Origin of the sequence: Sulfitobacter sp. TMED3 (assembly GCF_002167505.1) — a bacterium.
GTDB classification, from domain to species: Bacteria; Pseudomonadota; Alphaproteobacteria; order Rhodobacterales; family Rhodobacteraceae; genus Sulfitobacter; species Sulfitobacter pontiacus.
The window spans coordinates 1-22537 of record NZ_NHBI01000021.1; the positions used below are offsets into that span (position 1 = coordinate 1).

At 59.7% G+C, this 22537-nt stretch carries 23 protein-coding genes; 10 read left to right on the forward strand and 13 right to left on the reverse strand.

Going from position 1 to position 22537, the window contains the following annotated elements; all coding sequences use genetic code 11:
• The 10 genes from odhB to CBB63_RS05980 form a co-directional block, all read right to left on the reverse strand.
• Positions 1 to 1315: 2-oxoglutarate dehydrogenase complex dihydrolipoyllysine-residue succinyltransferase (odhB, locus tag CBB63_RS05935; RefSeq protein WP_286698481.1), on the reverse strand; the 1315-nt coding region annotated here is incomplete at its 3' end.
• Positions 1316 to 1317: 2 nt separating this feature from the next.
• Positions 1318 to 4281: a 2-oxoglutarate dehydrogenase E1 component gene (locus CBB63_RS05940; RefSeq protein WP_286698482.1), complete on the reverse strand. Its 2964-nt coding sequence runs from the start codon at positions 4279 to 4281 to the stop codon at positions 1318 to 1320.
• Between the two features lie 76 nt (positions 4282 to 4357).
• Positions 4358 to 5245 (reverse strand): succinate--CoA ligase subunit alpha, encoded by an 888-nt coding sequence (gene sucD / locus CBB63_RS05945; protein WP_009826038.1) that lies wholly within the window; start codon positions 5243 to 5245, stop codon positions 4358 to 4360.
• A gap of 43 nt (positions 5246 to 5288) precedes the next feature.
• Positions 5289 to 5633, reverse strand: a complete 345-nt coding sequence (locus tag CBB63_RS05950) for a hypothetical protein (protein ID WP_009826039.1) — start codon at positions 5631 to 5633, stop codon at positions 5289 to 5291.
• Entirely contained in the window at positions 5630 to 6163 is a 534-nt protein-coding gene (locus CBB63_RS05955) for a succinyl-CoA synthetase subunit beta (RefSeq protein WP_286698483.1), read from the reverse strand. The genes CBB63_RS05950 and CBB63_RS05955 overlap by 4 nt, the downstream gene beginning before the upstream one ends.
• Positions 6164 to 6182: 19 nt before the next feature.
• Positions 6183 to 7376 carry an ADP-forming succinate--CoA ligase subunit beta gene (sucC, locus tag CBB63_RS05960; RefSeq protein ID WP_009826041.1) on the reverse strand — a complete coding sequence of 398 codons (1194 nt, stop codon included), beginning with the start codon at positions 7374 to 7376 and terminating at the stop codon, positions 6183 to 6185.
• A gap of 281 nt (positions 7377 to 7657) precedes the next feature.
• On the reverse strand, positions 7658 to 8695 hold the full coding sequence (locus CBB63_RS05965) for a MaoC family dehydratase (protein ID WP_064216133.1): 1038 nt from the start codon (positions 8693 to 8695) through the stop codon (positions 7658 to 7660).
• The gene (locus tag CBB63_RS05970; RefSeq protein WP_009826044.1) at positions 8695 to 8898 is read right to left on the reverse strand and encodes a DUF1737 domain-containing protein; all 204 of its coding nucleotides are present in this window, start codon (positions 8896 to 8898) and stop codon (positions 8695 to 8697) included. Before CBB63_RS05970 ends, CBB63_RS05965 begins: the two co-directional genes overlap by 1 nt.
• 18 nt (positions 8899 to 8916) lie before the next feature.
• A complete protein-coding gene (locus CBB63_RS05975; RefSeq protein ID WP_009826045.1) occupies positions 8917 to 9474 on the reverse strand; it encodes an NnrU family protein in 558 nt (185 codons plus the stop codon).
• A gap of 5 nt (positions 9475 to 9479) precedes the next feature.
• On the reverse strand, positions 9480 to 10337 hold the full coding sequence (locus CBB63_RS05980; protein ID WP_286698484.1) for an HpcH/HpaI aldolase/citrate lyase family protein: 858 nt from the start codon (positions 10335 to 10337) through the stop codon (positions 9480 to 9482).
• 174 nt (positions 10338 to 10511) lie between these two features.
• Here CBB63_RS05980 and CBB63_RS05985 point away from each other — a divergent pair, with 174 nt between their 5' ends.
• The 10 genes from CBB63_RS05985 to CBB63_RS06035 all read left to right on the forward strand — a co-directional run bounded on the left by CBB63_RS05985 (position 10512) and on the right by CBB63_RS06035 (position 19257).
• The gene (locus tag CBB63_RS05985) at positions 10512 to 10688 is read left to right on the forward strand and encodes a hypothetical protein (protein WP_286698485.1); all 177 of its coding nucleotides are present in this window, start codon (positions 10512 to 10514) and stop codon (positions 10686 to 10688) included.
• Positions 10689 to 10808: 120 nt separating this feature from the next.
• Positions 10809 to 11831 (forward strand): PRC-barrel domain-containing protein, encoded by a 1023-nt coding sequence (locus CBB63_RS05990; RefSeq protein ID WP_009826048.1) that lies wholly within the window; start codon positions 10809 to 10811, stop codon positions 11829 to 11831.
• Positions 11832 to 12020: 189 nt separating this feature from the next.
• Positions 12021 to 12983 (forward strand): malate dehydrogenase, encoded by a 963-nt coding sequence (gene mdh, locus CBB63_RS05995; protein WP_009826049.1) that lies wholly within the window; start codon positions 12021 to 12023, stop codon positions 12981 to 12983.
• A gap of 433 nt (positions 12984 to 13416) precedes the next feature.
• Positions 13417 to 13800 (forward strand): succinate dehydrogenase, cytochrome b556 subunit, encoded by a 384-nt coding sequence (gene sdhC / locus CBB63_RS06000; RefSeq protein ID WP_005851524.1) that lies wholly within the window; start codon positions 13417 to 13419, stop codon positions 13798 to 13800.
• Between the two features lie 11 nt (positions 13801 to 13811).
• The gene (gene sdhD / locus CBB63_RS06005) at positions 13812 to 14183 is read left to right on the forward strand and encodes a succinate dehydrogenase, hydrophobic membrane anchor protein (RefSeq protein WP_037964988.1); all 372 of its coding nucleotides are present in this window, start codon (positions 13812 to 13814) and stop codon (positions 14181 to 14183) included.
• Between the two features lie 31 nt (positions 14184 to 14214).
• On the forward strand, positions 14215 to 16020 hold the full coding sequence (gene sdhA, locus CBB63_RS06010; RefSeq protein WP_286698486.1) for a succinate dehydrogenase flavoprotein subunit: 1806 nt from the start codon (positions 14215 to 14217) through the stop codon (positions 16018 to 16020).
• Positions 16021 to 16701: 681 nt separating this feature from the next.
• Positions 16702 to 17253: an FkbM family methyltransferase gene (locus CBB63_RS06020; RefSeq protein ID WP_502695866.1), complete on the forward strand. Its 552-nt coding sequence runs from the start codon at positions 16702 to 16704 to the stop codon at positions 17251 to 17253.
• A gap of 53 nt (positions 17254 to 17306) precedes the next feature.
• The gene (locus CBB63_RS06025) at positions 17307 to 18086 is read left to right on the forward strand and encodes a succinate dehydrogenase iron-sulfur subunit (RefSeq protein ID WP_286698488.1); all 780 of its coding nucleotides are present in this window, start codon (positions 17307 to 17309) and stop codon (positions 18084 to 18086) included.
• A 61-nt stretch (positions 18087 to 18147) separates the two neighbouring features.
• Positions 18148 to 18363: a hypothetical protein gene (locus tag CBB63_RS06030; protein ID WP_009826053.1), complete on the forward strand. Its 216-nt coding sequence runs from the start codon at positions 18148 to 18150 to the stop codon at positions 18361 to 18363.
• Positions 18364 to 18414: 51 nt separating this feature from the next.
• Positions 18415 to 19257, forward strand: coding sequence for an urea carboxylase-associated family protein (locus tag CBB63_RS06035; protein WP_286698489.1), 843 nt, complete (start codon positions 18415 to 18417; stop codon positions 19255 to 19257).
• Positions 19258 to 19336: 79 nt separating this feature from the next.
• Here CBB63_RS06035 and deoD read toward each other — a convergent pair whose 3' ends face one another.
• The 3 genes from deoD to CBB63_RS06050 form a co-directional block, all read right to left on the reverse strand.
• Positions 19337 to 20047: a purine-nucleoside phosphorylase gene (gene deoD / locus CBB63_RS06040; RefSeq protein ID WP_286698490.1), complete on the reverse strand. Its 711-nt coding sequence runs from the start codon at positions 20045 to 20047 to the stop codon at positions 19337 to 19339.
• 82 nt (positions 20048 to 20129) lie between these two features.
• Positions 20130 to 20444 carry an H-NS histone family protein gene (locus CBB63_RS06045; protein ID WP_286698491.1) on the reverse strand — a complete coding sequence of 105 codons (315 nt, stop codon included), beginning with the start codon at positions 20442 to 20444 and terminating at the stop codon, positions 20130 to 20132.
• A gap of 85 nt (positions 20445 to 20529) precedes the next feature.
• Positions 20530 to 22521, reverse strand: coding sequence for a methylmalonyl-CoA mutase family protein (locus tag CBB63_RS06050; protein ID WP_502695867.1), 1992 nt, complete (start codon positions 22519 to 22521; stop codon positions 20530 to 20532).
• Positions 22522 to 22537: the final 16 nt, after the last annotated feature.

Sequence of the window (22537 nt, forward strand, 5' to 3'; positions counted from 1 at the left end):
AGGACATGAGCGAGCCATAGACACCACCGTTAGAGATAGTGAAAGTGCCGCCCTGCATTTCCGCCATGGAGAGTTTGCCGTCGCGGGCCTTGGCCCCCAGTTCACCGATTTCCTTTTCGATGTCGGCAAAGGACATCGCTTGCGCGTCCTTGACCACGGGCACGACCAGACCGGTGGGGGTGCCGGCCGCGATGCCCATGTTGACGTAGTTCTTGTAGACCACATCGGTGCCGTCGATTTCGGCATTCACTTCGGGCACTTCGTTCAGGGCGTGGATACAGGCCTTGGTGAAGAAGGACATGAAGCCGAGTTTGACGCCGTGCTTTTTCAGGAACAGGTCTTTGTATTCGTTCCGCAGGGCCATGATCTCTGTCATGTCGACCTCGTTATAGGTCGTCAGCATGGCAGCGGTGTTCTGGCTGTCTTTCAGACGTTTCGCGATGGTCTGGCGCAGACGGGTCATCTTGACGCGTTCCTCGCGGGCGGCGTCCTGGGGGGCCGATGGGGCGCGTGGCGCGGCGGCGGCAGGTTTTGCCGCGTTCTTGCCAGCGGCAACGGCCTTGGCCACGTCTTCCTTCATTACACGTCCGTCGCGGCCTGTACCGGTGACCTGATCGCGGCTGATGCCGGCTTCGGCCATGGCTTTCTTGGCGGAAGGCGCGTCTTCGACATCGCCCGAGGGCGCGTTGCCGGGGGCAGGGACCTGACCGCCCGCTTTGGGTTCAGCGGTATCATCGGCGGGTTTGCTTGCGCTGCCGCCTTCGCCCTGGCTGATCACGGCGAGCTTGCCGTTGGCCTCGACCGTGCTGCCTTCTTCGGCGATGATCTGGGTCAGCGTGCCCGATGTCGGCGCGGGCACTTCGACGCTGACCTTGTCGGTTTCCAACTCGCAGAGCATTTCATCGGCTTCGACGTGGTCACCGACGTTCTTGAACCACGTGCTGACGGTCGCCTCGGACACGGATTCGCCCAAGGTGGGGACCATGACGTCGACATCATCCGCAGCGTCGCGGGGTTTCACGTCTTCGGCACCGGCATCGACCGCCTTGGGGGCTTCGGATTTCGCCGGGGCCGCATCGCCTTCGGAGATATTGGCCAGCAGCGCGTCAACGCCGACGGTTTCGCCTTCGTCGGCGACGATATCGGCCAGAGTGCCCGCCACGGGGGAGGGCACTTCGACGGTGACCTTATCGGTTTCCAACTCGCAGAGCATTTCGTCGACTGCGACGCTATCGCCGGGCTTTTTGAACCATGTTGCCACGGTCGCTTCGGTTACGGATTCACCCAAGGTAGGGACGCGTACTTCGCTAGTCATGGTTATTTTCCTTCGATGGTCAGCGCTTCGTCAACGAGGGCTGCTTGTTGTGCTTTGTGTTGGGAGGCAAGGCCGGTCGCAGGCGAGGCCGAGGTGGCGCGACCGACATAGGTCGGACGGGTGTGGGTGGCGTCGATACGGCCCAGAACCCATTCGATATTGGGTTCGATGAAGGACCATGCCCCTTGGTTCTTGGGCTCTTCCTGACACCATACCATTTCCGCATTCTTGAAGCGTTCCAGCTCTTTCACAGCGGATTGCGCGGGGAACGGGTAGAATTGTTCGAAACGCAGCAGGTAGATGTCGTCGATGCCACGGGCGTCGCGTTCTTCCAGCAGGTCGTAATAGACCTTGCCCGAACACATGACGACGCGCTTGATCTTGTCGTCCGCCGCCAATGTGGTGTCCGAGTTGCCCTGTTCCGCATCGTCCCAGAGGACGCGGTGGAAGGAGGAGCCGGTGGTGAATTCCTCGGCCTTGCTGACGGCCAGCTTGTGGCGCAGCAGGGATTTCGGTGTCATCAGCATCAGCGGCTTGCGGTAGCTGCGGTGCAGCTGTCGGCGCAGCAGGTGGAAGTAGTTCGCGGGCGTGGTGCAGTTCGCCACGATCCAGTTGTCACCGCCGCACATGGTCAGGAAGCGTTCCAGACGCGCGGAGGAGTGTTCGGGCCCTTGACCTTCATAGCCATGGGGCATCAGGCAGACGAGGCCGGACATGCGCAGCCATTTGCTTTCGCCCGAGGAAATGAACTGGTCGAACATGATCTGCGCGCCGTTGGCAAAGTCGCCGAACTGCGCTTCCCACAGGGTCAGCGCGTTGGGTTCCGCCAGCGAGTAGCCGTATTCAAAGCCCAGAACCGCGTATTCCGACAGCATGGAGTCGATGACTTCGTATTCTGCCTGACCTTCGCGGATGTGGTTCAGCGGGTAGTAGCGGTCTTCGTTTTCCTGGTTGATCAGGGCCGAATGACGCTGCGAGAAGGTGCCGCGGGCGGAGTCCTGACCAGACAGACGGACCTTGTACCCTTCGGTCAGAAGCGAGCCGAAGGCCAGCGCCTCGGCTGTGGCCCAGTCGAAGCCTTCGCCGGATTTGAACATCTCTGCCTTGGCGTCCAGCAGACGCGCCACGGTTTTATGCAGCGGAAAGCCGTCGGGTGCGGCGGTCAGCGCCTTGCCAACATCCGCCATGGTTTCGGCGGCGATGGCTGTCTTGCCACGCTGGTATTTCTTTTCCTTGGCCTTATCGAGGTGCGACCACTTGCCATCCAGCCAATCGGCCTTGTTGGGGCGGTATTCTTTGCCGGCCTCGAATTCGGTGTTCATCTTTTCCTGGAAGGCGGCTTTCATATCCTCGATCTCGCCCTCGGGGATCAGGCCGTCTTTCACCAGCCGCTCGGTATAGAGCGTCAGCGTGGTCTTTTGCTTTTTGATCTTCTTGTACATCACCGGGTTGGTGAACATCGGCTCGTCGCCTTCGTTGTGACCAAAGCGGCGGTAGCAGATCAGATCGATGACCACGTCTTTCTTGAACTTCTGACGGAATTCCGTCGCCACGCGGGCCGCGTGCACGACCGCTTCGGGGTCGTCGCCGTTGACGTGGAAGATCGGAGCCTCGACGACCAGCGCGTTATCGGTCGGATAGGGGCTGGAGCGGCTGAAGTGCGGCGCTGTGGTGAAACCGATCTGGTTGTTCACCACGATATGCATGGTCCCGCCGGTACGGTGCCCGCGCAGGCCCGAGAGGGCGAAACATTCGGCCACGACGCCCTGACCGGCAAAGGCCGCATCCCCGTGCAGCAGGATCGGCATCACGGATGTGCGTTCCTTGTCGTTCAGCTGGTCCTGCTTGGCGCGGACCTTGCCCAGAACAACGGGGTTCACCGCTTCAAGGTGGGACGGGTTGGCGGTCAGGGACAGGTGGACGGTGTTGCCGTCGAATTCGCGGTCGGAGGACGCGCCGAGGTGGTATTTCACATCGCCGGAGCCGTCGACATCATCGGGTTTAAAGCTGCCGCCCTGAAACTCGTTGAAGATCGCGCGGTAGGGTTTCTGCATGACATTTGCCAGCACCGACAGACGGCCACGGTGCGGCATGCCGATCACGATGTCCTGAATGCCCAGCTGACCGCCGCGCTTGATGATCTGTTCCATCGCGGGGATCAGGCTTTCGCCCCCATCAAGGCCGAACCGCTTGGTGCCCATGTATTTGACGTGCAGGAATTTCTCGAAGCCTTCGGCCTCTACCAGCTTGTTCAGGATGGCTTTGCGGCCATTGCGGGTGAACTGGATTTCCTTGCCGTAGCCCTCGATCCGCTCTTTCAGCCACGCGGCCTGTTCGGGATCAGAGATGTGCATATATTGCAGCGCGAAGGTGCCGCAGTAGGTGCTTTTGACGATATCGACGATCTGTTTCATCGTCGCGATCTCAAGGCCAAGCACATTGTCGATAAAGATCGGGCGATCCATGTCCTTGGGCCCGAACCCATAGGCGGCCGGGTCCAGTTCGGGTTGGGTGTCGCTGTCGCGCATGCCAAGCGGGTCAAGATCGGCGGCAAGGTGGCCACGGATACGGTAGGCGCGGATCAGCATCAACGCGCGGATACTGTCGAGCACGGCACGTTGTACCTGCGCGTCAGACAGTTCGATCCCCTTGGAGGAGGCTTTTTCGGTAATCTTCTGACCGGCGGCTTTCGCTTCGGTCGGGACGGGCCACTGGCCGGTCAATGCCGAGGTCAGATCGTCCTGCGGGACGGGGGGCCAATCGCTGCGCGCCCAGGACGGGCCTGCGGCCTCTGCCTGAACATCGGCGTGGTCATCGTCCATCGCTTCGAAGAACGCCTGCCATGCGCCATCAACCGCATTGGGATCGCTGGCATAGCGGGCATACATTGCCTCTAGGTATTCGCCGTTCTGCCCCTCGAGAAAGGAGGTATCGTGGAACTGGTCGTTTTTGGGTTGGTCTGTCATGGCGATACCTCTGATGAGAGCGCGACGTTTAAGTAAGAGCGGCGGGGCCTGAAAAGTCAGGCCCCACCATCTGGCGTTAGCCTTTGTTGATAGCTTCCTGAACAGCTTCACCCAGCGTTGCGGGGCTATCCGCAACAACGATGCCTGCTTCTTTCATAGCTGCGATCTTGGATTCCGCGTCACCTTTGCCGCCTGCGACGATCGCACCGGCGTGGCCCATACGACGGCCGGGAGGGGCTGTGCGGCCCGCGATGAAACCGGCTGTGGGCTTCCAACGGCCTTTTTTCTTCTCGTCGGCCAGGAATTGTGCCGCTTCTTCTTCGGCAGAACCGCCGATTTCACCAATCATGATGATCGACTGTGTTTCTGGATCGGCCAGGAACATCTCGAGGATATCGATATGCTCGGACCCTTTGATGGGGTCGCCGCCGATACCAACCGCAGAGGATTGGCCGAGGCCAAGATCGGATGTCTGTTTCACAGCTTCGTACGTAAGCGTGCCCGAGCGCGAGACAACCCCGCAGGTGCCGCGCTTGTGGATGTGGCCGGGCATGATGCCGATTTTGCAGGCGTCAGGCGTGATCACGCCGGGGCAGTTTGGCCCGATCAGGCGGGATTTGGACCCTTCGAGCGCGCGCTTGACGCGCATCATGTCCAGAACCGGGATGCCTTCGGTGATGCAGATGATCAGCTCCATCTCGGCGTCGATCGCCTCGAGGATGGAATCCGCGGCGAAGGGGGGCGGCACGTAGATGACCGTGGCGTTGGCTTCGGTGACGTGACGGGCTTCGTGGACAGAGTTGAACACGGGCAGGTCAAGGTGCGTCTGGCCGCCTTTGCCGGGGGTCACACCGCCGACCATTTTTGTGCCATAGGCGATGGCCTGTTCGGTGTGGAACGTGCCCTGCGAGCCGGTGAGGCCCTGGCAGATCACTTTGGTGTTTTCGTTTACGAGTACGGCCATGTTATGTGCTTTCTTCTCAAGTTCAATTCAGGTGGCGCCGGTCTCAGGGCGCGGTGGAAGGTGCCGCCGCCGCAAGGCGCGGCAGTCGGTATGTCAGATAGATTGCAACAGCGAACATCAGCGGCGCCGCGCCTTTGGCGACCCCACGGATGAAGCCCCATGTCTCGCGGCGCAACGGGATCAAACCGGTTGCGATGATCGCCAGCAGGATGCACAGGCCATAGCCAACGACCGACAGTGTCTCGAACGGGCCGCCTTCGGCCAGCAGGGAATCCTGCATCGGCATGGGCAGCTGTGCGACGACAGCCATCATTGCGAAGACCAGAACGGTCATCCCGAAGACGATAGCCTTGCCACCGGTGACGGTGTTTTGCGCGGACGCGGTCATTGGCTTGCCTCGTTCAGCGGGATCAGGCGTTCGACGCGGGCAAAGGTTTCAACCCCCTGCGCCCCGTCGCGTACCCCCGATTGTACCACAGCCATGCGGTTGGGGTTCAGCATGACGGCGGCGCGATAGGTGGCCCCCGTCGTGATGGGGAACCCTGCGGGGACATCTACCAGATCGGTCAGGTTTTCCTGTGCCAATCCGGTGGCGATCCCCTGTTGCGCAACCTGCGGTGCCGCCCCGTCAAAGGACACTTCGCAGCGACGGTCTGTGCCCGCCGTTGCTGCCGCGCCCGTCACCGGAGACTGTGGTGCCGAGGTAAAGGGACGCAGATCATAGAAATCGACCCGTGCCCCTGTGCTGCCAAGCTGTGCCTGCGCTGTCCTTGCGGTCAGACGCGGGCTGAAACAATGGTCTGCAAAGGCCTGGGCGATGTCCGCCGCGCGCGTTGCCTGTGCCATAGCGTTACTGGCCGCCCCGAAAGGGACAGCCAGCGCGGCAATGGAAAAACAAAAGGCGAGACGATGCATCATCCAAGCTTTCCAGCCAGTTTTAGCCTTTGACCGCTTTCACGATCTTTTGCGCGCCATCTTTCAGGTCGTCCGCTGCGATCACGTCCAGGCCGGAGTTGTTGATGATGGCTTTGCCTTCTTCAACATTTGTGCCTTCCAGACGGACAACCAGCGGAACCTGCAGACCGACTTCCTTCACGGCTGCGACCACGCCTTCGGCGATGACGTCACAGCGCATGATGCCGCCGAAGATGTTGACCAAGATACCTTTGACCTGCGGGTCGGAGGTGATGATCTTGAACGCTTCGGTCACTTTCTCTTTGGTGGCACCACCACCAACATCAAGGAAGTTCGCAGGCTCGGCACCGTAAAGCTTGATGATGTCCATTGTGGCCATCGCCAGACCGGCACCGTTCACCATGCAGCCGATTTCACCGTCCAGAGCGATGTAGTTCAGGTCGTACTTGGACGCCTCGAGCTCTTTGGGGTCTTCTTCGGTGGTGTCGCGCAGATCGGCAATATCGCCGTGGCGGTACATCGCGTTGCCGTCAAAGCTGACTTTGGCGTCCAGCACTTTCAGGTCGCCGCCGTCGGTGACGATCAGCGGGTTGATTTCCAGCATTTCCATGTCTTTTTCGACGAAGGCTTTGAACAGCTGGCCCATCAGGGTCACACATTGTTTGACCTGCTTGCCTTCCAGCCCCAGGGCGAAAGCAACGCGGCGGCCGTGGTAGGGCTGGAAGCCCGCGGCGGGGTCAACAGAAAAGCTGATGATTTTCTCGGGGGTGGACTCGGCCACTTCTTCGATGTCCATGCCGCCCTCGGTGGAGCAGACGAACCCGATGCGCGAGGTCTGGCGATCCACCAGCAGCGCGAGGTACAATTCGGTTTCGATGCCCGAACCGTCTTCGATGTAGATCCGGTTGACCTGTTTGCCCGCGGGGCCGGTCTGGTGCGTGACCAAGGTGCGGCCCAGCATTTTCTTGGCTTCTTCGGCGGCTTCTTCAACCGATTTGGTCAGGCGTACACCGCCTTTGTCGCCAGCGTCGGCTTCTTTGAAAGACCCCTTGCCGCGGCCACCTGCGTGGATCTGTGCCTTGACGACCCAAAGAGGTCCGTCCATCTCGCCTGCGGCTGTTTTCGCTTCTTCAGCTTTCAGCACGACCCGGCCGTCGGATACTGGCGCGCCGTAGCTACGCAAAAGGGCTTTTGCCTGATATTCGTGGATGTTCATAAAAAACGGTCCCGTCTTTGTTCCAGTCTAATCGCGGTATACGATTGAGTCTTGATACTCGGTAAACAGTTTTTCTGAGAAATACAGGGTTTTCCAGATAAAAGCGACATTTGTGATCACACGAATTTCGCGTGTGATCACAAAATAGCGCTAACGGTGGAAAATCTGCGGAATGTTGCCGACGCAGCGGCTGTCGCGCTCGGAAACCCCACGTTTTAAGGGCCGAACGCGACATATAGTTGTTTGTTTTGCGACCAGCCAGCCGTCGTCAAGGGGGCGTCTTACTTGGGAATCAGTGCCCAGTAATCGAGGTCGAGCAGGACATCGGGCAGGTATTTGCCGTCTTCGCCCTTCAGCTTGAACGGCTCTCCGCCTTTGGTGGCGACCAAGCGCAAGCGCAATGCGCCGACGCCGGGTTTGTCGGTATCGGCTTTGTCCAGAACCTCGGTCCAGGCGCGGATTGTGTCGCCGGACAGGCAGGGGTTCGCATGCGCCCCGCCGTTCAGCCCCACGATCATCTGCGCATTGGCCAGCCCGTTGAACGACAGCGCCCGCGCCATAGAGATCACGTGCCCGCCATAGATCAGCCGCGACCCATCGGGACGGGCAGAGGTGTCAAAGTGCACTTTCGCCGTGTTCTGCCACAGGCGGGTGGCCATCATATGCTCCGCCTCTTCGACGGTGACGCCATCCACGTGGTCGATCATCTCACCCACGGTATAGTCATCCCAGCGATGCGCCTCGCCTGCGAGGGTAAAGTCGTAATTGCTGAAGTCGAGCGTTTCGGGGATCGTCAGATCGTCAACCGTCAGCGCCTTGGGCAGATCGGGCACGACCGTTTCGGGGGCAGGGGCGTCGACATCGCGTTTGCGCACCATCACCCAGCGGACATACTCCAGAACTTTCGTGTCATTCTGGTTAAAGCCGGTGGTGCGTACATAGACGACTCCGGTTTTCCCGTTCGAGTTTTGCTTGAGCCCGATCACCTCGGACTCCGACCGCAGCGTATCGCCGGGCCAGACCGGTGCCAGCCAGCGCCCCTGCGCATAGCCAAGATTGGCCACGGCGTTCAGCGATACATCCGGCACGGTTTTCCCGAACACGATGTGAAAGGTAATCATATCGTCCAGCGGGCTGGCAGGCAGGCCGCAGCTTTGCGCGAATTGATCAGAGGAATAAAGCGCATGACGTGCAGGATAAAGCGCGTGGTACAGCGCGCGTTCACCATCCTTGACCGTGCGAGGCACAGCATGATGCAACGTCTCGCCTACTTTATAGTCCTCGAAGAAACGGCCCTTGTTGGTCTTTGCCTGTGCCATCAATGCGCCCCCAGTTTGGTGTCAGGCGTATAGGTGCCTTCGACTTCCTTGGTCACGGCCTGACCGCAGCGCATGACATTTGCCTTGGCATCCCATGTCTGCGTGGGCGTGCCGTAAAGCTCCCACCCCTTGTTCAGCGCGTCGGTGACCTTGTGGCAAAAGGCGGAAGTGTCCTCTTCGGACAGGAAACGATAGAGTTTCATGGGGGTTCTTTCAGTAACTCAGGAAAAGGGAGAGACGCCAAGCAGGGTATGGATCGCGGTCACAACGACCAGCATCACCAGCGTGATCACCGCAAGGCGGATATAGGTGGCCTTGCCCGCGGGGGCAGGGGGTGTCCAGTTGGGTTCCGCGCGGTTGATCAGGATCACGGAACCGACCGCCCATGCCAGCATGGATCCAAACAGCAGTATAGAGGCGAGATCCCCGTTCACCAGCAAATGCGCGACCGCCCAGATTTTGACGGCCATCAGCTGCGGGTGGCGGGTTTTATAGGCGGGCCAGGCCTTGGCCCCTTTGGCCGCACTGGACCCGTAGACCCAGAATGCCAGCACCATCAGCAGGTTGTTCAGATGCGTGAGGAAGGGCGGGGGCGTCCAGACGGGGATAAACTCGGCCCCGCGGTATCCGATAATGATCATGACCAGCGCCGCCACGATGGCGACGGCGATGATGCCTTTGCCCCGTCGGCCCATAGCTGCGCGCTGGTCCGGCATGAAGCGACGGAAATAATGGGCACCGACCCATAAGATCAGACCAAGGATCAAAAGTGCCATCATCAGGTTTACTCCGTTTGCAGGGCCGCGATCGCGTCCAGCTTTGCCAATGTTTCGCGTGCGGTGGCGACATGCAGGTTTTCAACGATGCGCCCGTCCACAACGGCCACACCCTGACCTGTCGCCTGCATTTCGTCAAACGCCTCGATCTGGCGGCGCGCCAGATCGGCTTCGGCCTCGGAGGGGGAGAATGCCTCGTTCGCGACGTCCAGCTGCGCGGGGTGGATCAAGGTCTTGCCGTCAAAGCCCATGTCGCGGCCCTGATCACATTCAACGCGGTGGCCTTCGTCATCCTTGAACGCATTGTAAACGCCGTCGACAATCGCGATGCCGTTGGCCTTGGCTGCCAGCACGCATAGGCCAAGCCCGGTCATCAGGGGCAGGCGGTCGGCGCGCACGCGGGTTTGCAGGTCTTTGTTCAGGTCGTTGGTGCCCATCACCATACATTGCAGCTTGGAATGCGCGCCAATCGCGGCGGCATTCAGCATCGCACCCGGGGTTTCCATCATCGCCCAAAGCGGGATGTCGCCCGTGATCTCGGCCAGTGCATCCAGATCGGCGGGGCTGCCGACTTTGGGCAGCAAAATGGCGTCGCAGTCCATTTTTGCCGCGGCGCGGGCATCGTCGGCACCCCATTCGGTGTCCAGCCCGTTGATGCGGATCACCTTATACCGGCTGCCATAGCCGCCGTCTTTCAGCGCCGTGGCGAGTGTTTCACGTGCAGCGGTTTTCTCTTCCGGGATCACAGCGTCTTCGAGGTCAAAGATAATCGCATCGGCTGGCAGCCCGCGGGCTTTGTCTAACGCGCGGTCCTTGGAGCCGGGGATATACAGAACGGAACGCAGGGGGCGGGTGATTTTCGACATTTGCGACTCTCCAAGAAATAATGTTGCGTGCAGGTCTGCATTTTTAGACGAAAACTTCAAGCGCAAACGCGCCGCAGCGCAGCGTCAGATAATTTGCGGCTTTAACGCGGCCTTCAGGTTTTGCTGCCAGAAGGAAAGGCGTCTTGGTGCGTGTGTAAGTGTAAGAGGTGTAGAATGGTAAAACTGTTTAACCTGATCGGGCTGGCAACTGCCGCGGCGGCGGTGGTGGCGCTGACGCAGGATGTCGCGGCGGGAACGCGAACCGCAGGTTGTGATGGATGCCATAAGATTTCCGCGAAAATTTCGCCCCCGCCGCAGGATCAACAAACTAAGGCGGTGGGCCCCATTTGATATGTCATAGATTATAAAAGCGGCGAAAAAAGACGCGGATCGCCGGAACGCAATCGCCACATCATCGTTGATATCACAACCGAGTGATTATCACCCGGAACTTCTAAAGGAGTATCAACAATGAAACGTATTCTTGGCACAACCGCAATCATCCTGAGCTTGACTGGTCCCGCATTTGCAGATGCACATGCAGCTGGTTTTGGTACCGTGACAGCGCAAGAAACTGACTTCTTCGCGTCCGACCTGATCGGCATGCGTATCTACAATTCCGAGACAGAAGTTGAAGCGAACTCCACCATCGCCGCTGACGGCGAAAAGGAGTGGGACGACATCGGCGAAATCAACGACGTCCTGCTGGATTCCGAAGGCAACGTTAAGGCCGTAATCCTCGGCATTGGCGGCTTCCTCGGCATGGGTGAGCGCGACGTGAGCGTGAACATGGACGAGATTCGCATCGTGACCGAAGAAGGTGACAGCGACGACCGTTTCCTCGTGGTGAACACAAGCAAAGAGATGCTTGAAAAAGCCCCAGCGTTCGAACGTATGGACGACGAAGCTGACATGGAAGCCGAAGCAGACATGGACGCCAACGCCGACATGAAGGCCGACACAGACATGGCAGCGACCGACATGAACGCCGAAGCCGAGGTCGACACAGAGACCGAAATGGAAGCGGATGCCGAAGCACTGGCAAACGAAGCTGAAATGGAAGCCAAAGAAGCAGCCGCTGAAACTGAGCAGGCGGTTGATAAAGCGACCACCGAAATGGCCGACGGAGCAAACGAACTTGAACAAGACATGGAACGCCCCATGCTGACAGCCCCAGCGGTTGAGCGTGAAGGCTATACCAACGCCACAGTCGAAGACCGGAACGCGCTGACCGCAGAAGACCTTGAAGGGTCCTATGTTTACGGTGCCAACGATGAGACCGTCGGTGAAATCGGTGCCCTCGTTATGGGTGACAACGGCGAAGTTGGCCAAGTTGTGATCAACGTCGGTGGTTTCTTGGGCATTGGCGAAAAGCCCGTTGCTGTCACCTGGGACGAACTGCAGATCATGAAGAACGCTGAAGGCGACGACTTCCGCATCTACATCGACAGCAGCAAAGAAGCGCTGAAAGCACAGCCCGAATACCAAGGCTAAGCTTAACGCTAAGTCAAATTCGGCAATAGCTTGCTGAAAAGCTGACCAAGACGGGATCGTTTCGAAAGGAACGGTCCCGTTTTTTATGGCTCTGCGCGATGTGACGTGATGCCGGACCAAGCGCAACTTGCACGGTGCGCTTCATTTCGGTATCCCGAAGCGAAATGTAACCCTGTCGGAGTATACCACATGGCCAGACCCAAGATCGCGCTTATCGGCGCAGGGCAAATCGGGGGCACGCTTGCCCATCTCGCAGCAATCAAGGAACTGGGCGACGTTGTCCTGTTCGACATCGCCGAAGGTATCCCGCAGGGTAAGGCCCTCGATATCGCAGAATCGGGCCCATCCGCCAAATTCGACGCGACCATGACCGGCGCGAACGACTACTCTGAAATCGCTGGCGCAGACGTTTGCATCGTGACCGCCGGTGTTGCGCGTAAGCCCGGCATGAGCCGTGATGACCTGCTGGGAATCAACCTGAAGGTCATGAAGTCCGTTGGCGAAGGCATTGCTGCCCACGCGCCAGACGCATTCGTTATCTGTATCACCAACCCGCTGGACGCGATGGTTTGGGCGCTGCGCGAATTCTCCGGTCTGCCCCACCACAAGGTTTGCGGCATGGCCGGTGTGCTTGATTCGGCACGCTTCCGTCACTTCCTCGCGACTGAATTTAACGTCTCCATGAAAGACGTCACTGCCTTCGTTCTGGGCGGCCACGGCGATACAATGGTGCCCCTGACGCGATATTCCACCGTTGCGGGTATCCCATTGCCTGATCTGGTGAAAATGGGCTGGACCACACAGGAAAAGCTGGACGCGATCGTTCAGCGGACCCGTGATGGCGGTGCCGAAATCGTTGGCCTGCTGAAAACCGGTTCGGCGTTCTACGCGCCTGCGACATCGGCAATCGAAATGGCCGAAGCCTATCTGAAAGACCAAAAACGCGTTCTGCCATGCGCCGCCTATGTTGACGGTGCCTATGGTCTGGACGGCTTCTACGTTGGCGTGCCTACTGTGATCGGTGCTGGTGGCGTCGAACGTGTGGTCGAGATTGCGATGAACAAGGACGAACAGTCCATGTTCGACAACTCTGTGAACGCCGTTAAAGGCTTGGTCGATGCGTGCAAAGGCATCGATGAATCGCTGAAGTAATACCCCAAGGTGAAGCGGGCGGACGTGGTCGAGATCACGATAAACCCCGCCCGCTGCACCTGCATTTGCTATTGGACGATCCCGCGGGGTGAAGCCAAAGCCGCTCTCTCCCCCCGCTCAGATCAGTTTCCGCAGGTAGCCAAATCTGCCGCGTCGCAAGTTGAGGACATGCGCATCATGCGGCGCGCAAACAGGCGCTTGGGGCTGAGTTTTCGCCCAAACGGTCGCCGAAAAGCCCGATGAATTTGGTTGGCTTTAGTGCTTGTGATCACAGCTGGAAAATTAGTGATCACAAATTTTCGAAATGTCCGGCGCTAACCGAAGGGTTTGGGCAACTGCGCCAATAAACCGCTTCAAATTCACGCCTCTGGACGTGACAGTCCCAAAAATACCGTTATCTATGACCGCAACCTGACGAGAAAAGGAATCCATCATGGCAGATGTGAACCGGGGCAATCGCCCGCTGTCACCCCACCTGACGATCTATCGCCCGCAACTGACCTCCATGACGTCGATCCTGACGCGGATCACCGGCAACGCGATGCTGGTTGCCGCCCTGCTGATCGTCTGGTGGTTCCTCGCGGCGGCAACGTCGGCGGAGTATTTTGATATCGCGAACGGTTTCATCACCAGCTGGTTCGGTGATCTGGTCATGTTCCTGTCGCTGCTGGGGCTGTGGTATCACACGCTGGCTGGTATCCGGCACCTGATCTGGGACAACGGCTATGCGCTGGATATCCCGACGGCTGAAAAGCTGGGCTGGGCCGCGCTGATCGGTTCAGTCGTTTTGACCATCATCACCGCGCTGATCATCTGAGGGATAGACACATGGCTTATTTGACAGACCGCAAACGCGCTATGGGCATGGGCTCGGCCAAATCGGGCACCGCACATTTCTGGGCTATGAAAGTCAGCTCTGTTGCGCTGCTGATCCTGATCCCGCTTTTCGTCTTTACCTTCGGGTCCGCCCTTGGGGGCACCTACGAAGAGATCATCGCCTACTACAGCAGGCCTTTCCCCGCGATCGTCGCCGCCCTGACGCTGATCGTTGGCTTCAAACATTTTAACGACGGTGTCCAAGTGCTGATCGAGGATTACGTCCACGGGCTGTCGCAGAAAGTTGCGATCATCCTGATGACCTGCCTCAGCTATGGTGCGGCCGCGGTTGGCGTTTTCGCCATCGCCCGCATCGCGCTTTAACACACGCCTACGCTATACCGGAGACCGAGACATGGCTGCATATGAATATGAAACGCATGAATATGATGTCGTTGTCGTGGGGGCTGGCGGCGCTGGCCTGCGTGCGACACTTGGCATGGCAGAGCAAGGGCTGAAAACAGCCTGCGTGACCAAAGTTTTCCCGACCCGTTCGCACACGGTTGCGGCGCAGGGCGGTATCGCGGCGTCGCTGTCCAACATGGGCCCCGATAACTGGCAGTGGCATATGTATGACACGGTCAAGGGCTCTGACTGGCTGGGTGATACAGACGCGATGGAATATCTCGCACGCGAAGCCCCCAAAGCGGTCTACGAGCTTGAACACTACGGTGTGCCTTTCTCGCGGACCGAAGCGGGCAAGATCTACCAGCGTCCCTTCGGCGGTCACACCACCGAATTCGGCGAAGGCCCCCCCGTGCAGCGGACCTGTGCCGCCGCCGACCGGACCGGCCACGCGATCCTGCACACGCTTTATGGTCAGTCGCTGAAGCATAATGCGGAATTCTATATCGAGNANNNNGCCATNGANCTGATCATGTCGGANGANGGNGTNTGCCAAGGCGTGCTNTGCTGGAAGCTNGACGANGGCACCATGCACCTGTTCAGCGCCAAGATGGTTGTTCTGGCGACAGGTGGCTATGGCCGTGCCTATTTCTCGGCGACATCGGCGCATACCTGCACCGGCGACGGCGGCGGTATGGCGGCGCGTGCGGGCCTGCCCCTGCAGGATATGNAATTCGTGCAATTCCACCCCACCGGCATCTATGGCGCGGGCTGTCTGATCACCGAAGGCGCGCGTGGCGAAGGCGGGTATCTGACCAACTCNGAAGGCGAACGCTTTATGGAGCGGTATGCCCCCACCTACAAAGACCTTGCCAGCCGTGACGTTGTNTCGCGCTGTATGACGATGGAAATCCGCGAAGGCCGCGGCGTGGGCGAGAACAAGGACCACATCCACCTGCACCTGAACCACCTGCCCAAGGAAACGCTTGATCTGCGTCTGCCCGGNATCTCTGAATCCGCGCGCATCTTTGCNGGNGTGGACCTGACCAAGGAACCGATCCCGGTTCTGCCGACCGTACACTACAACATGGGCGGNATCCCCACNAACTATTGGGGCGAAGTNCTGGCACCGACCGAAGACGCGCCGGACCGCGTGGCACCGGGCCTGATGGCCGTNGGCGAAGCGGGCTGTGCCTCGGTACACGGGGCGAACCGCTTGGGTTCGAACTCTCTCATCGATCTTGTGGTCTTTGGCCGTGCCGCCGCGATCCGCGCGAAAGAGGTCGTCGACGCAGAGGCCCCCGTGCCGACGCCGAACCAGAAATCGGTCGATGCCGCCTTTGAACGCTTCGACAGCCTGCGCTATGCCAAGGGCCAGATCCCGACCGCCGAGCTGCGCCTTGAGATGCAGAAAACCATGCAGGCCGATGCTGCGGTTTTCCGTACCGACAAGACGCTGAACGAAGGCAAGGTCAAGATGGACGAGGTCGCCGGCAAGATCGCTGACCTGCACGTGACCGACACATCGCTGGTCTGGAACTCTGACCTGATGGAAACGCTTGAGCTGACCAACCTGATGCCGAACGCCGTGGCCACCATCACCGCCGCTGCTGCCCGCAAGGAAAGCCGCGGGGCGCATGCCCACGAAGATTACCCTGATCGCGANGACGAGAACTGGCGCAAGCACAGCCTCGCGTATTTCGACGGGAACGCGGCAACGCTCAGCTACCGTGGTGTGCACCTTGATCCGCTGACCGAGGAATCTGAAGGCGGGATCGACATGAAAAAGATCGCACCCAAAGCACGGGTGTATTGATCTGAAACCCTGCCTCCGCTTTTGGGGGCAGGGGACCAAACCGGGGGCCATGCCCTCGTCCTGCAGGCGGAGGGCAGGCGACATGAAACAGTTTATCGCTATGACCATGATTTTGGCCGCGTCCGCTTGTGCGCAAGCAACGCAGCAGGTTGACAGCATCGCCCGCGAAGGCACCAAGGGGGTCATCACCGAAACCCTTGCCACGCGCTTTCCGCAGGTGCCCAAGCAGCTGATCACGCCCTTCACCGATTGTATCGTCGACAATGCCGATGCGGCTCAGGTGCGCGTTTTCGCCAAATCCGCCGTGATCGGCGTGGATGACACCACCGTCGCCACCGTGCGCGCCGTACTGTCNCGCCCCGAAACCGTGCAATGCCTGTCGCGTTCCGCTGGCAGCGTCCCGGGGTTGCTGGGCTAATGGGNCACCCGAACGTCACGCCGGATACGCAGGGCAAGGATGCAGGCCATATGGCCGATCTGCGCGCGCAATTCCGTGACGGGGACACCAGCGAACGCACCCGCATCAAGGCGCAGCTTGGCCCCACAGAGGTNGANTTCGCTGACATCCGCATGGTGGTGGACCCGCGCGATAACTANACCGAAACCTGCCTNTGGCTGAACGAATACCCGCCCGAGATCAAATCGCTGGTGGCTTTGGTCGAACTGGTGGAAGACCGCAACATGCTGGTCTTTGACATCGGTGCCAACTGCGGGGCCTATTCGATCCCGCTGGCGATGGCCGCGGGCGACGGGTCGCGCGTTGTGGCATTNGAACCNAACCCGCTGATGATTGGCCGGCTTGGCATGAACATCGCGTTGAACAATCTGACCGACCGCGTGCGTATCGAAGGCTGCGCGCTGTCCGACCGCGAGGGCGAGGCGATGCTGAACTTCCGCGGGCACAACTACGGTCAGGCATCGCTGCTCCCGATCGAGGGCAAGCAACAAAACGGCGGCGTGCTGGTGCCCACACGGCCCCTGTCCGCCTTTACACACGCCGCACGGCACCATGACGGCACGATCCTCAAGATCGATGTCGAAGGGGCCGAGGAGGTCGTGCTGAACCCCATCCTCACGCAGGGCAAANCCGGCGGCTGGCTGCCGGATGCGATCTTGATAGAGGTCCGCCATGCGGATCAGTGGGACGGCGANCTTTGTGCAGAGATACTGGCCGCCGGGTACCGCCGAACCCTGCGCGCCGAGGGAAATGCGCTTTACATCCGAAAGACGTAAGCGCCAGAATTGTAACGAACTGGGCAACTGCCCGACAGACCAGGAGAAGCGATATGGTTCAACTCACGCTCCCCAAGAACTCCCGGATGACGACCGGTAAAACATGGCCCAAACCCGAAGGTGCCAAGAACCTGCGGCAGTTTCAGGTCTATCGCTGGAATCCGGATGACGGCAAGAACCCGGCCATCGACACGTATTTCGTCGATATGGACACCTGCGGCCCGATGATTCTGGACGCGCTGATCAAGATCAAGAACGAGNTCGACCCGACCCTGACCTTCCGCCGCTCCTGCCGCGAAGGCATCTGCGGATCCTGCGCGATGAACATCGACGGGATCAACACGCTGGCCTGTACCTATGGCGTGGACGAGGTGAAAGGCGCGGTGAAGATCTATCCGCTGCCACACATGCCCGTGGTCAAGGATCTGATCCCCGACCTCACGCATTTCTACGCGCAGCACGCCTCCATCCAGCCGTGGCTTGAAACCAAGACGGCAGAGCCCGCGAAAGAATGGAAACAGTCGATCGACGACCGTGCCAAGCTTGACGGGCTTTATGAGTGCATCATGTGCGCCTGCTGCTCGACATCCTGCCCCAGCTACTGGTGGAATGGCGACCGCTACCTCGGGCCAGCCGCGCTGCTGCATGCCTACCGCTGGATCATCGACAGCCGCGATGAAGCCACAGGCGAACGTCTGGACGATCTGGAAGATCCGTTCAAACTGTACCGCTGCCACACCATCATGAACTGCGCCAAGACCTGCCCCAAGGGCCTGAACCCNGCCGCAGCCATCGCCAATATCAANAAGATGATGGTCGAACGCACCGTTTGATCCCATCGCAACCTGCGCCTCCCGCTGCCCTATGGCGCGGGGGGCGTGACATGTGCCCCCTATGATCCTGATTGCCTTTGCCATCGCTTTTGCGATCGTCGCCTATGTTGCCTACCGTGATAAGGCGGTGCGTGGATGCCGCTGGCGCAAGGACAGTACCCGCGACAAGGGCAGCCTGCAGTTCTACCACTGTGTCGCCTGCGGAGCAGAGGCCTATACCGCCACCCAATCGGCCCCCCGCGATTGCAAGGCAAATGTCGGCGGCCGGCCTCTCTGACGCCGTGCGCGATGGCCTCAGGATCGGACCCAACCGTCAGGAGTTTCCGCTATGACACCGCCCCATGATGCCGACGCCCGCCGCGCTGTCGCGCCCGTAATCTGCTATCCCGTCGAAACGCTGCCCGTGCCTGACATGGCGCTTTACGGACGCGCGCGCGAAGCGCTGACCAAAGTGGACGAGGTCACCGTCGCCCCTCGTGACGCAAGCTGCTTTACCGTGCCTGCGGGACATTTCTTTCGGATCACCTCGGTCGAGGGGCCACAGGTCGGTGANCTGAACCTCTGGNCGCAAAACGATCTGTCCGAGCGGTTCTACTCCGGCAAAACCCGCGCGCTGCATGGCACNCATATCACCACNGGNCAGCGCATGTGGAGCAGTTTTCCCACGCTGCGCCCTATGGCGACGCTGACCCATGATACGCTCGACTGGTACGGCATGGATGCCTTCGGCGGCTCGGTGCATGATGTGATNGGCACGCGNTGNGATCCCTATACCAACCAGCTGTTGTCGGGCGGGCAATACCACCATTGCTGCCACTCCAANNTGATCCGGGCCTTGGCGGATCATCAGGGCATCTCCTACGCAGAGGCTGAACCTTACGTGCATGACGTGCTGAACGTCTTTATGTGCACCGGCTTTACCCGCGACACCGGCCAGTANTTCATGAAGGCCAGNCCCGTGCGCCCNGGCGACTACCTTGAGTTTTTCGCCGAGATCGANCTGCTCGGCGCNCTCAGCGCCTGTCCGGGGGGNGATTGNTCCGCCAAACANTCCTCGGACGTTGCCGCCTGCTATCCGCTGCTGGTAGAGGTGTTCGCCCCCGCCAAAGGCGCGCTTGATGGGTGGCAAAGCCCGCCCNCCAACGGCTACGACCGCAGCCACGGGNGCTAAGGNATCGGGNTAGCGCNCNGCCATNCTTCCAAATGGATATAAATCCCCCGCGGAGCGTCCGNCGGGGGATCANCGCGCATCAGCTNTTGGGGAAAGCNGCCNGTAGCGCGATTTCGACCATATCGCCAAAGGANTTCTCGCGCTCTTCCGCGGGCAGCGCTTCGCCNGTTTGCAGGTGGTCGCTGACNGTCANCACNGCCAGNGCACGGCGTTTGTGGCGNGCGGNGAGGGTATAAAGNTCTGCCGCTTCCATCTCGACACCCAGAATACCGTGGCGGGTCATCTGCTCGTCCAGATCGGGGCGTTCGGCATAAAAGACATCCGAAGAATAGATCCCGCCGACATGGGTTTTCGTGCCTTTCGCCTCTGCCGCGTCCACGGCAGCACGCAGCAGGGACCAATCGGCGCAGGGGGCGTAATTAATCTCGCGGAAGATACCGGAAGAAGGCGAGGTAATTGTCGTGGCGGTCATGGCAATAATGACATCGCGAATACCAACCTGCGGCTGCATACCGCCACAAGATCCAATCCGAATAAGGGTTTGCGCGTTGTATTCGGAAATCAATTCATTGGCATAAATCGACAGCGAGGGCATTCCCATGCCAGAGCCTTGAATAGTGACGCGGTTACCATTCCATGTGCCGGTGAAACCCAGCATGCCACGTACTTCATTTACAAGTTTTGCATCTTTAAGGAATGTTTCAGCAGCCCATTTCGCGCGATACGGGTCGCCGGGCATAAGGACTGTTTCGGCAATATCGCCGGGTTTTGCGCCAATATGAATTGTCATAGGATGCTCTTTATATTTCCAAAGCCAAGGGGATGCGCCGAGGGGNCGCAATAATCGCACGCNGTGCGCANGNCAGNCNGNTTTACAGTTCCAACGTTTCNGGATCGGTGCCGCTGGCGATCAGGTCNCGGAACCAGTTGGGCTGGCGGCCCTTGCCGGTCCATGTCTGGCTGGGNTCTTCGGGGTTGGCGTATTTCGCNGCNGCTTTCGCGGCTTTGCCCTTTTTCGCACNGCCGGATACTTCATCCAGCGAGAACCCGTATTCGGCGGCTGCTTTTTCAGCGGCTTTGCGGGCTTCTACGCGGTCGCGTTCATATGCGTTNTTAATCGCCATCTTCACGTCTTCCAAATGCTGTTCCAGCTGTTTGTGGGACATTGTGCTTAGATCAATACTCATTCTCGCTCATTCCTTTGTCGAAAAGCCAATTAATGCTTTACGCCAAAAGAATGAACAAACAAAGAGTTTTTGAANTGGNCGCTATTTATTCGGCGGCCACAGTTTCGGGATCGGCGAGNGTGACGATGTCTGCCATAATTGTATTCAATTCAAAGTCTTTCGGCGTGTAAACGCGGGCGACTCCCATNGCGCGCAATCTTTTGGCGTCTTCTTCTGGAATAATACCACCNACGATTACGGGAATGTGATCCANTCCGGCGGCGCGCATTTGTTTCATTAAATCCTCGACCAATGGAATATGNGATCCCGAAAGAATCGAAAGCCCGACAACGTGATGTTCTCCTTCAGCGGCGGCGGAAACAATTTCCGACGGCGTCAGGCGAATACCCTCATAGGCAATTTCCATGCCGCAATCGCGGGCGCGNACGGCGATCTGTTCNGCNCCGTTCGAATGCCCGTCNANNCCCGGTTTCCCGACAAGNAAGCTCANCCGGCGGCCCAGACGNGTNCTGACGGCATCCACGGCGTCGCGCAGGTCGTCCAGCCCCTCGGTCTTGTTTGACCGGCCCGAAGCAACNCCTGTTGGCCCACGGTATTCGCCGTGCACGCTGCGCATCTGTTCGGCCCATTCGCCGGTGGTAACCCCCGCCTTGGCGGCGGCGATNGANGGCTCCATNACNTTGCGNCCTTCGGCNGCGGCGGCGCGCAGATCGGCCAGCGCCTTGTCCACGGCGGCCTGATCACGGCTGTCGCGCCATGCGTTCAGACGGTTGATCTGGTCGGCCTCGACCGCGGGGTCNACGACCNTGATGCCGCCATCNCCCGTCATCAGCGGCGAGGGTTCGCCCTGTTGCCANTTGTTCACGCCCACNACGATNGTCTCGCCNGCNTCGATNCGGCCCAGACGGTCNGCGTTGCTTTCGACCANACGNGANTTCATATANTCAATCGCCGAAATCGCGCCGCCCATATCGTCAAGGTTCGCCAGTTCNGCCCGTGCGCCCTCTTTCAGCGCTTCGACCTTGCGGTCCACNGCNGGGTTGCCNTCGAACAGGTCGTCNAACTCCANCAGGTCGGTCTCGTAGGCCATGATCTGCTGCATCCGCATCGACCATTGCTGGTCCCACGGGCGCGGCAGGCCNAGNGCTTCGTTCCACGCGGGCAGCTGCACGGCGCGGGCGCGGGCGTTCTTTGACAGNGTNACCGCNAGCATCTCGATCAGGATGCGGTAGACGTTGTTTTCGGGNTGCTGTTCGGTCAGNCCAAGNGANTTNACCTGCACCCCATAGCGGAAGCGGCGNTATTTCGGGTCTTCNACGCCATAGCGGTCGCGGCAGATTTCNTCCCACAGGTCGCCAAAGGCGCGCATCTTGCACATCTCGGTGACAAAGCGGATGCCCGCGTTCACAAAGAAAGAGATCCGCCCCACCAGCATGGGGAAGTCCTCTTCGGGGACGCGGGGNCGCAGGGCGTCCAGTACGGCGGTGGCGGTGGCAAGGGCAAAGGCCAGCTCTTGCTCGGGCGTGGCACCNGCCTCTTGCAGGTGGTAGGAACAGACGTTCATNGGGTTCCACTTGGGCACGTTGGTATAGCAATACTCGGCCACATCCGCGATCATCTTGAGNGANGGGGCNGGCGGGCAGATATAGGTGCCACGCGACAGGTATTCCTTGATCAGGTCGTTCTGCACGGTGCCTTGCAGCTTGGACACATCCGCGCCCTGTTCCTCGGCCACAGCAATATACAGCGCCAGCAGCCACGGCGCGGTGGCGTTGATCGTCATCGAGGTGTTCATCTGCTCAAGCGGGATATCCTTGAACAGGCTGCGCATATCGCCCANATGCGCCACGGGCACGCCCACTTTGCCGACTTCGCCGCGCGACAGGATGTGATCGCTGTCATATCCGGTCTGGGTGGGCAGGTCGAAGGCGACCGACAGGCCGGTCTGCCCTTTCAAAAGGTTCGCGCGATACAGCGCATTGGATGCCTCGGCGGTGGAGTGTCCGGCGTAGGTGCGGATCAGCCAGGGGCGGTCTTTTTGCGGTTGCGACATGGGGCGGCCTTTCGTGAATCGAATGGGTAATATTCTTGCG

What these genes read in the sequence shown, in the direction of transcription:
- CBB63_RS05985 (WP_286698485.1), top strand. Translation starts at nt 10,512, where the DNA reads ATGGTAAAACTGTTTAACCTGATCGGGCTGGCAACTGCCGCGGCGGCG.
- CBB63_RS06030 (WP_009826053.1), top strand. Translation starts at nt 18,148, where the DNA reads ATGATCCTGATTGCCTTTGCCATCGCTTTTGCGATCGTCGCCTATGTT.
- sucC (WP_009826041.1), bottom strand. Translation starts at nt 7,376, where the DNA reads ATGAACATCCACGAATATCAGGCAAAAGCCCTTTTGCGTAGCTACGGC.
- sucD (WP_009826038.1), bottom strand. Translation starts at nt 5,245, where the DNA reads ATGGCCGTACTCGTAAACGAAAACACCAAAGTGATCTGCCAGGGCCTC.
- CBB63_RS05940 (WP_286698482.1), bottom strand. Translation starts at nt 4,281, where the DNA reads ATGACAGACCAACCCAAAAACGACCAGTTCCACGATACCTCCTTTCTC.
- sdhD (WP_037964988.1), top strand. Translation starts at nt 13,812, where the DNA reads ATGGCTTATTTGACAGACCGCAAACGCGCTATGGGCATGGGCTCGGCC.
- CBB63_RS05950 (WP_009826039.1), bottom strand. Translation starts at nt 5,633, where the DNA reads ATGACCGCGTCCGCGCAAAACACCGTCACCGGTGGCAAGGCTATCGTC.
- CBB63_RS05980 (WP_286698484.1), bottom strand. Translation starts at nt 10,337, where the DNA reads ATGTCGAAAATCACCCGCCCCCTGCGTTCCGTTCTGTATATCCCCGGC.
- CBB63_RS05990 (WP_009826048.1), top strand. Translation starts at nt 10,809, where the DNA reads ATGAAACGTATTCTTGGCACAACCGCAATCATCCTGAGCTTGACTGGT.
- CBB63_RS05965 (WP_064216133.1), bottom strand. Translation starts at nt 8,695, where the DNA reads ATGGCACAGGCAAAGACCAACAAGGGCCGTTTCTTCGAGGACTATAAA.
- CBB63_RS05975 (WP_009826045.1), bottom strand. Translation starts at nt 9,474, where the DNA reads ATGATGGCACTTTTGATCCTTGGTCTGATCTTATGGGTCGGTGCCCAT.
- CBB63_RS05970 (WP_009826044.1), bottom strand. Translation starts at nt 8,898, where the DNA reads ATGAAACTCTATCGTTTCCTGTCCGAAGAGGACACTTCCGCCTTTTGC.
- sdhC (WP_005851524.1), top strand. Translation starts at nt 13,417, where the DNA reads ATGGCAGATGTGAACCGGGGCAATCGCCCGCTGTCACCCCACCTGACG.
- CBB63_RS05955 (WP_286698483.1), bottom strand. Translation starts at nt 6,163, where the DNA reads ATGATGCATCGTCTCGCCTTTTGTTTTTCCATTGCCGCGCTGGCTGTC.
- mdh (WP_009826049.1), top strand. Translation starts at nt 12,021, where the DNA reads ATGGCCAGACCCAAGATCGCGCTTATCGGCGCAGGGCAAATCGGGGGC.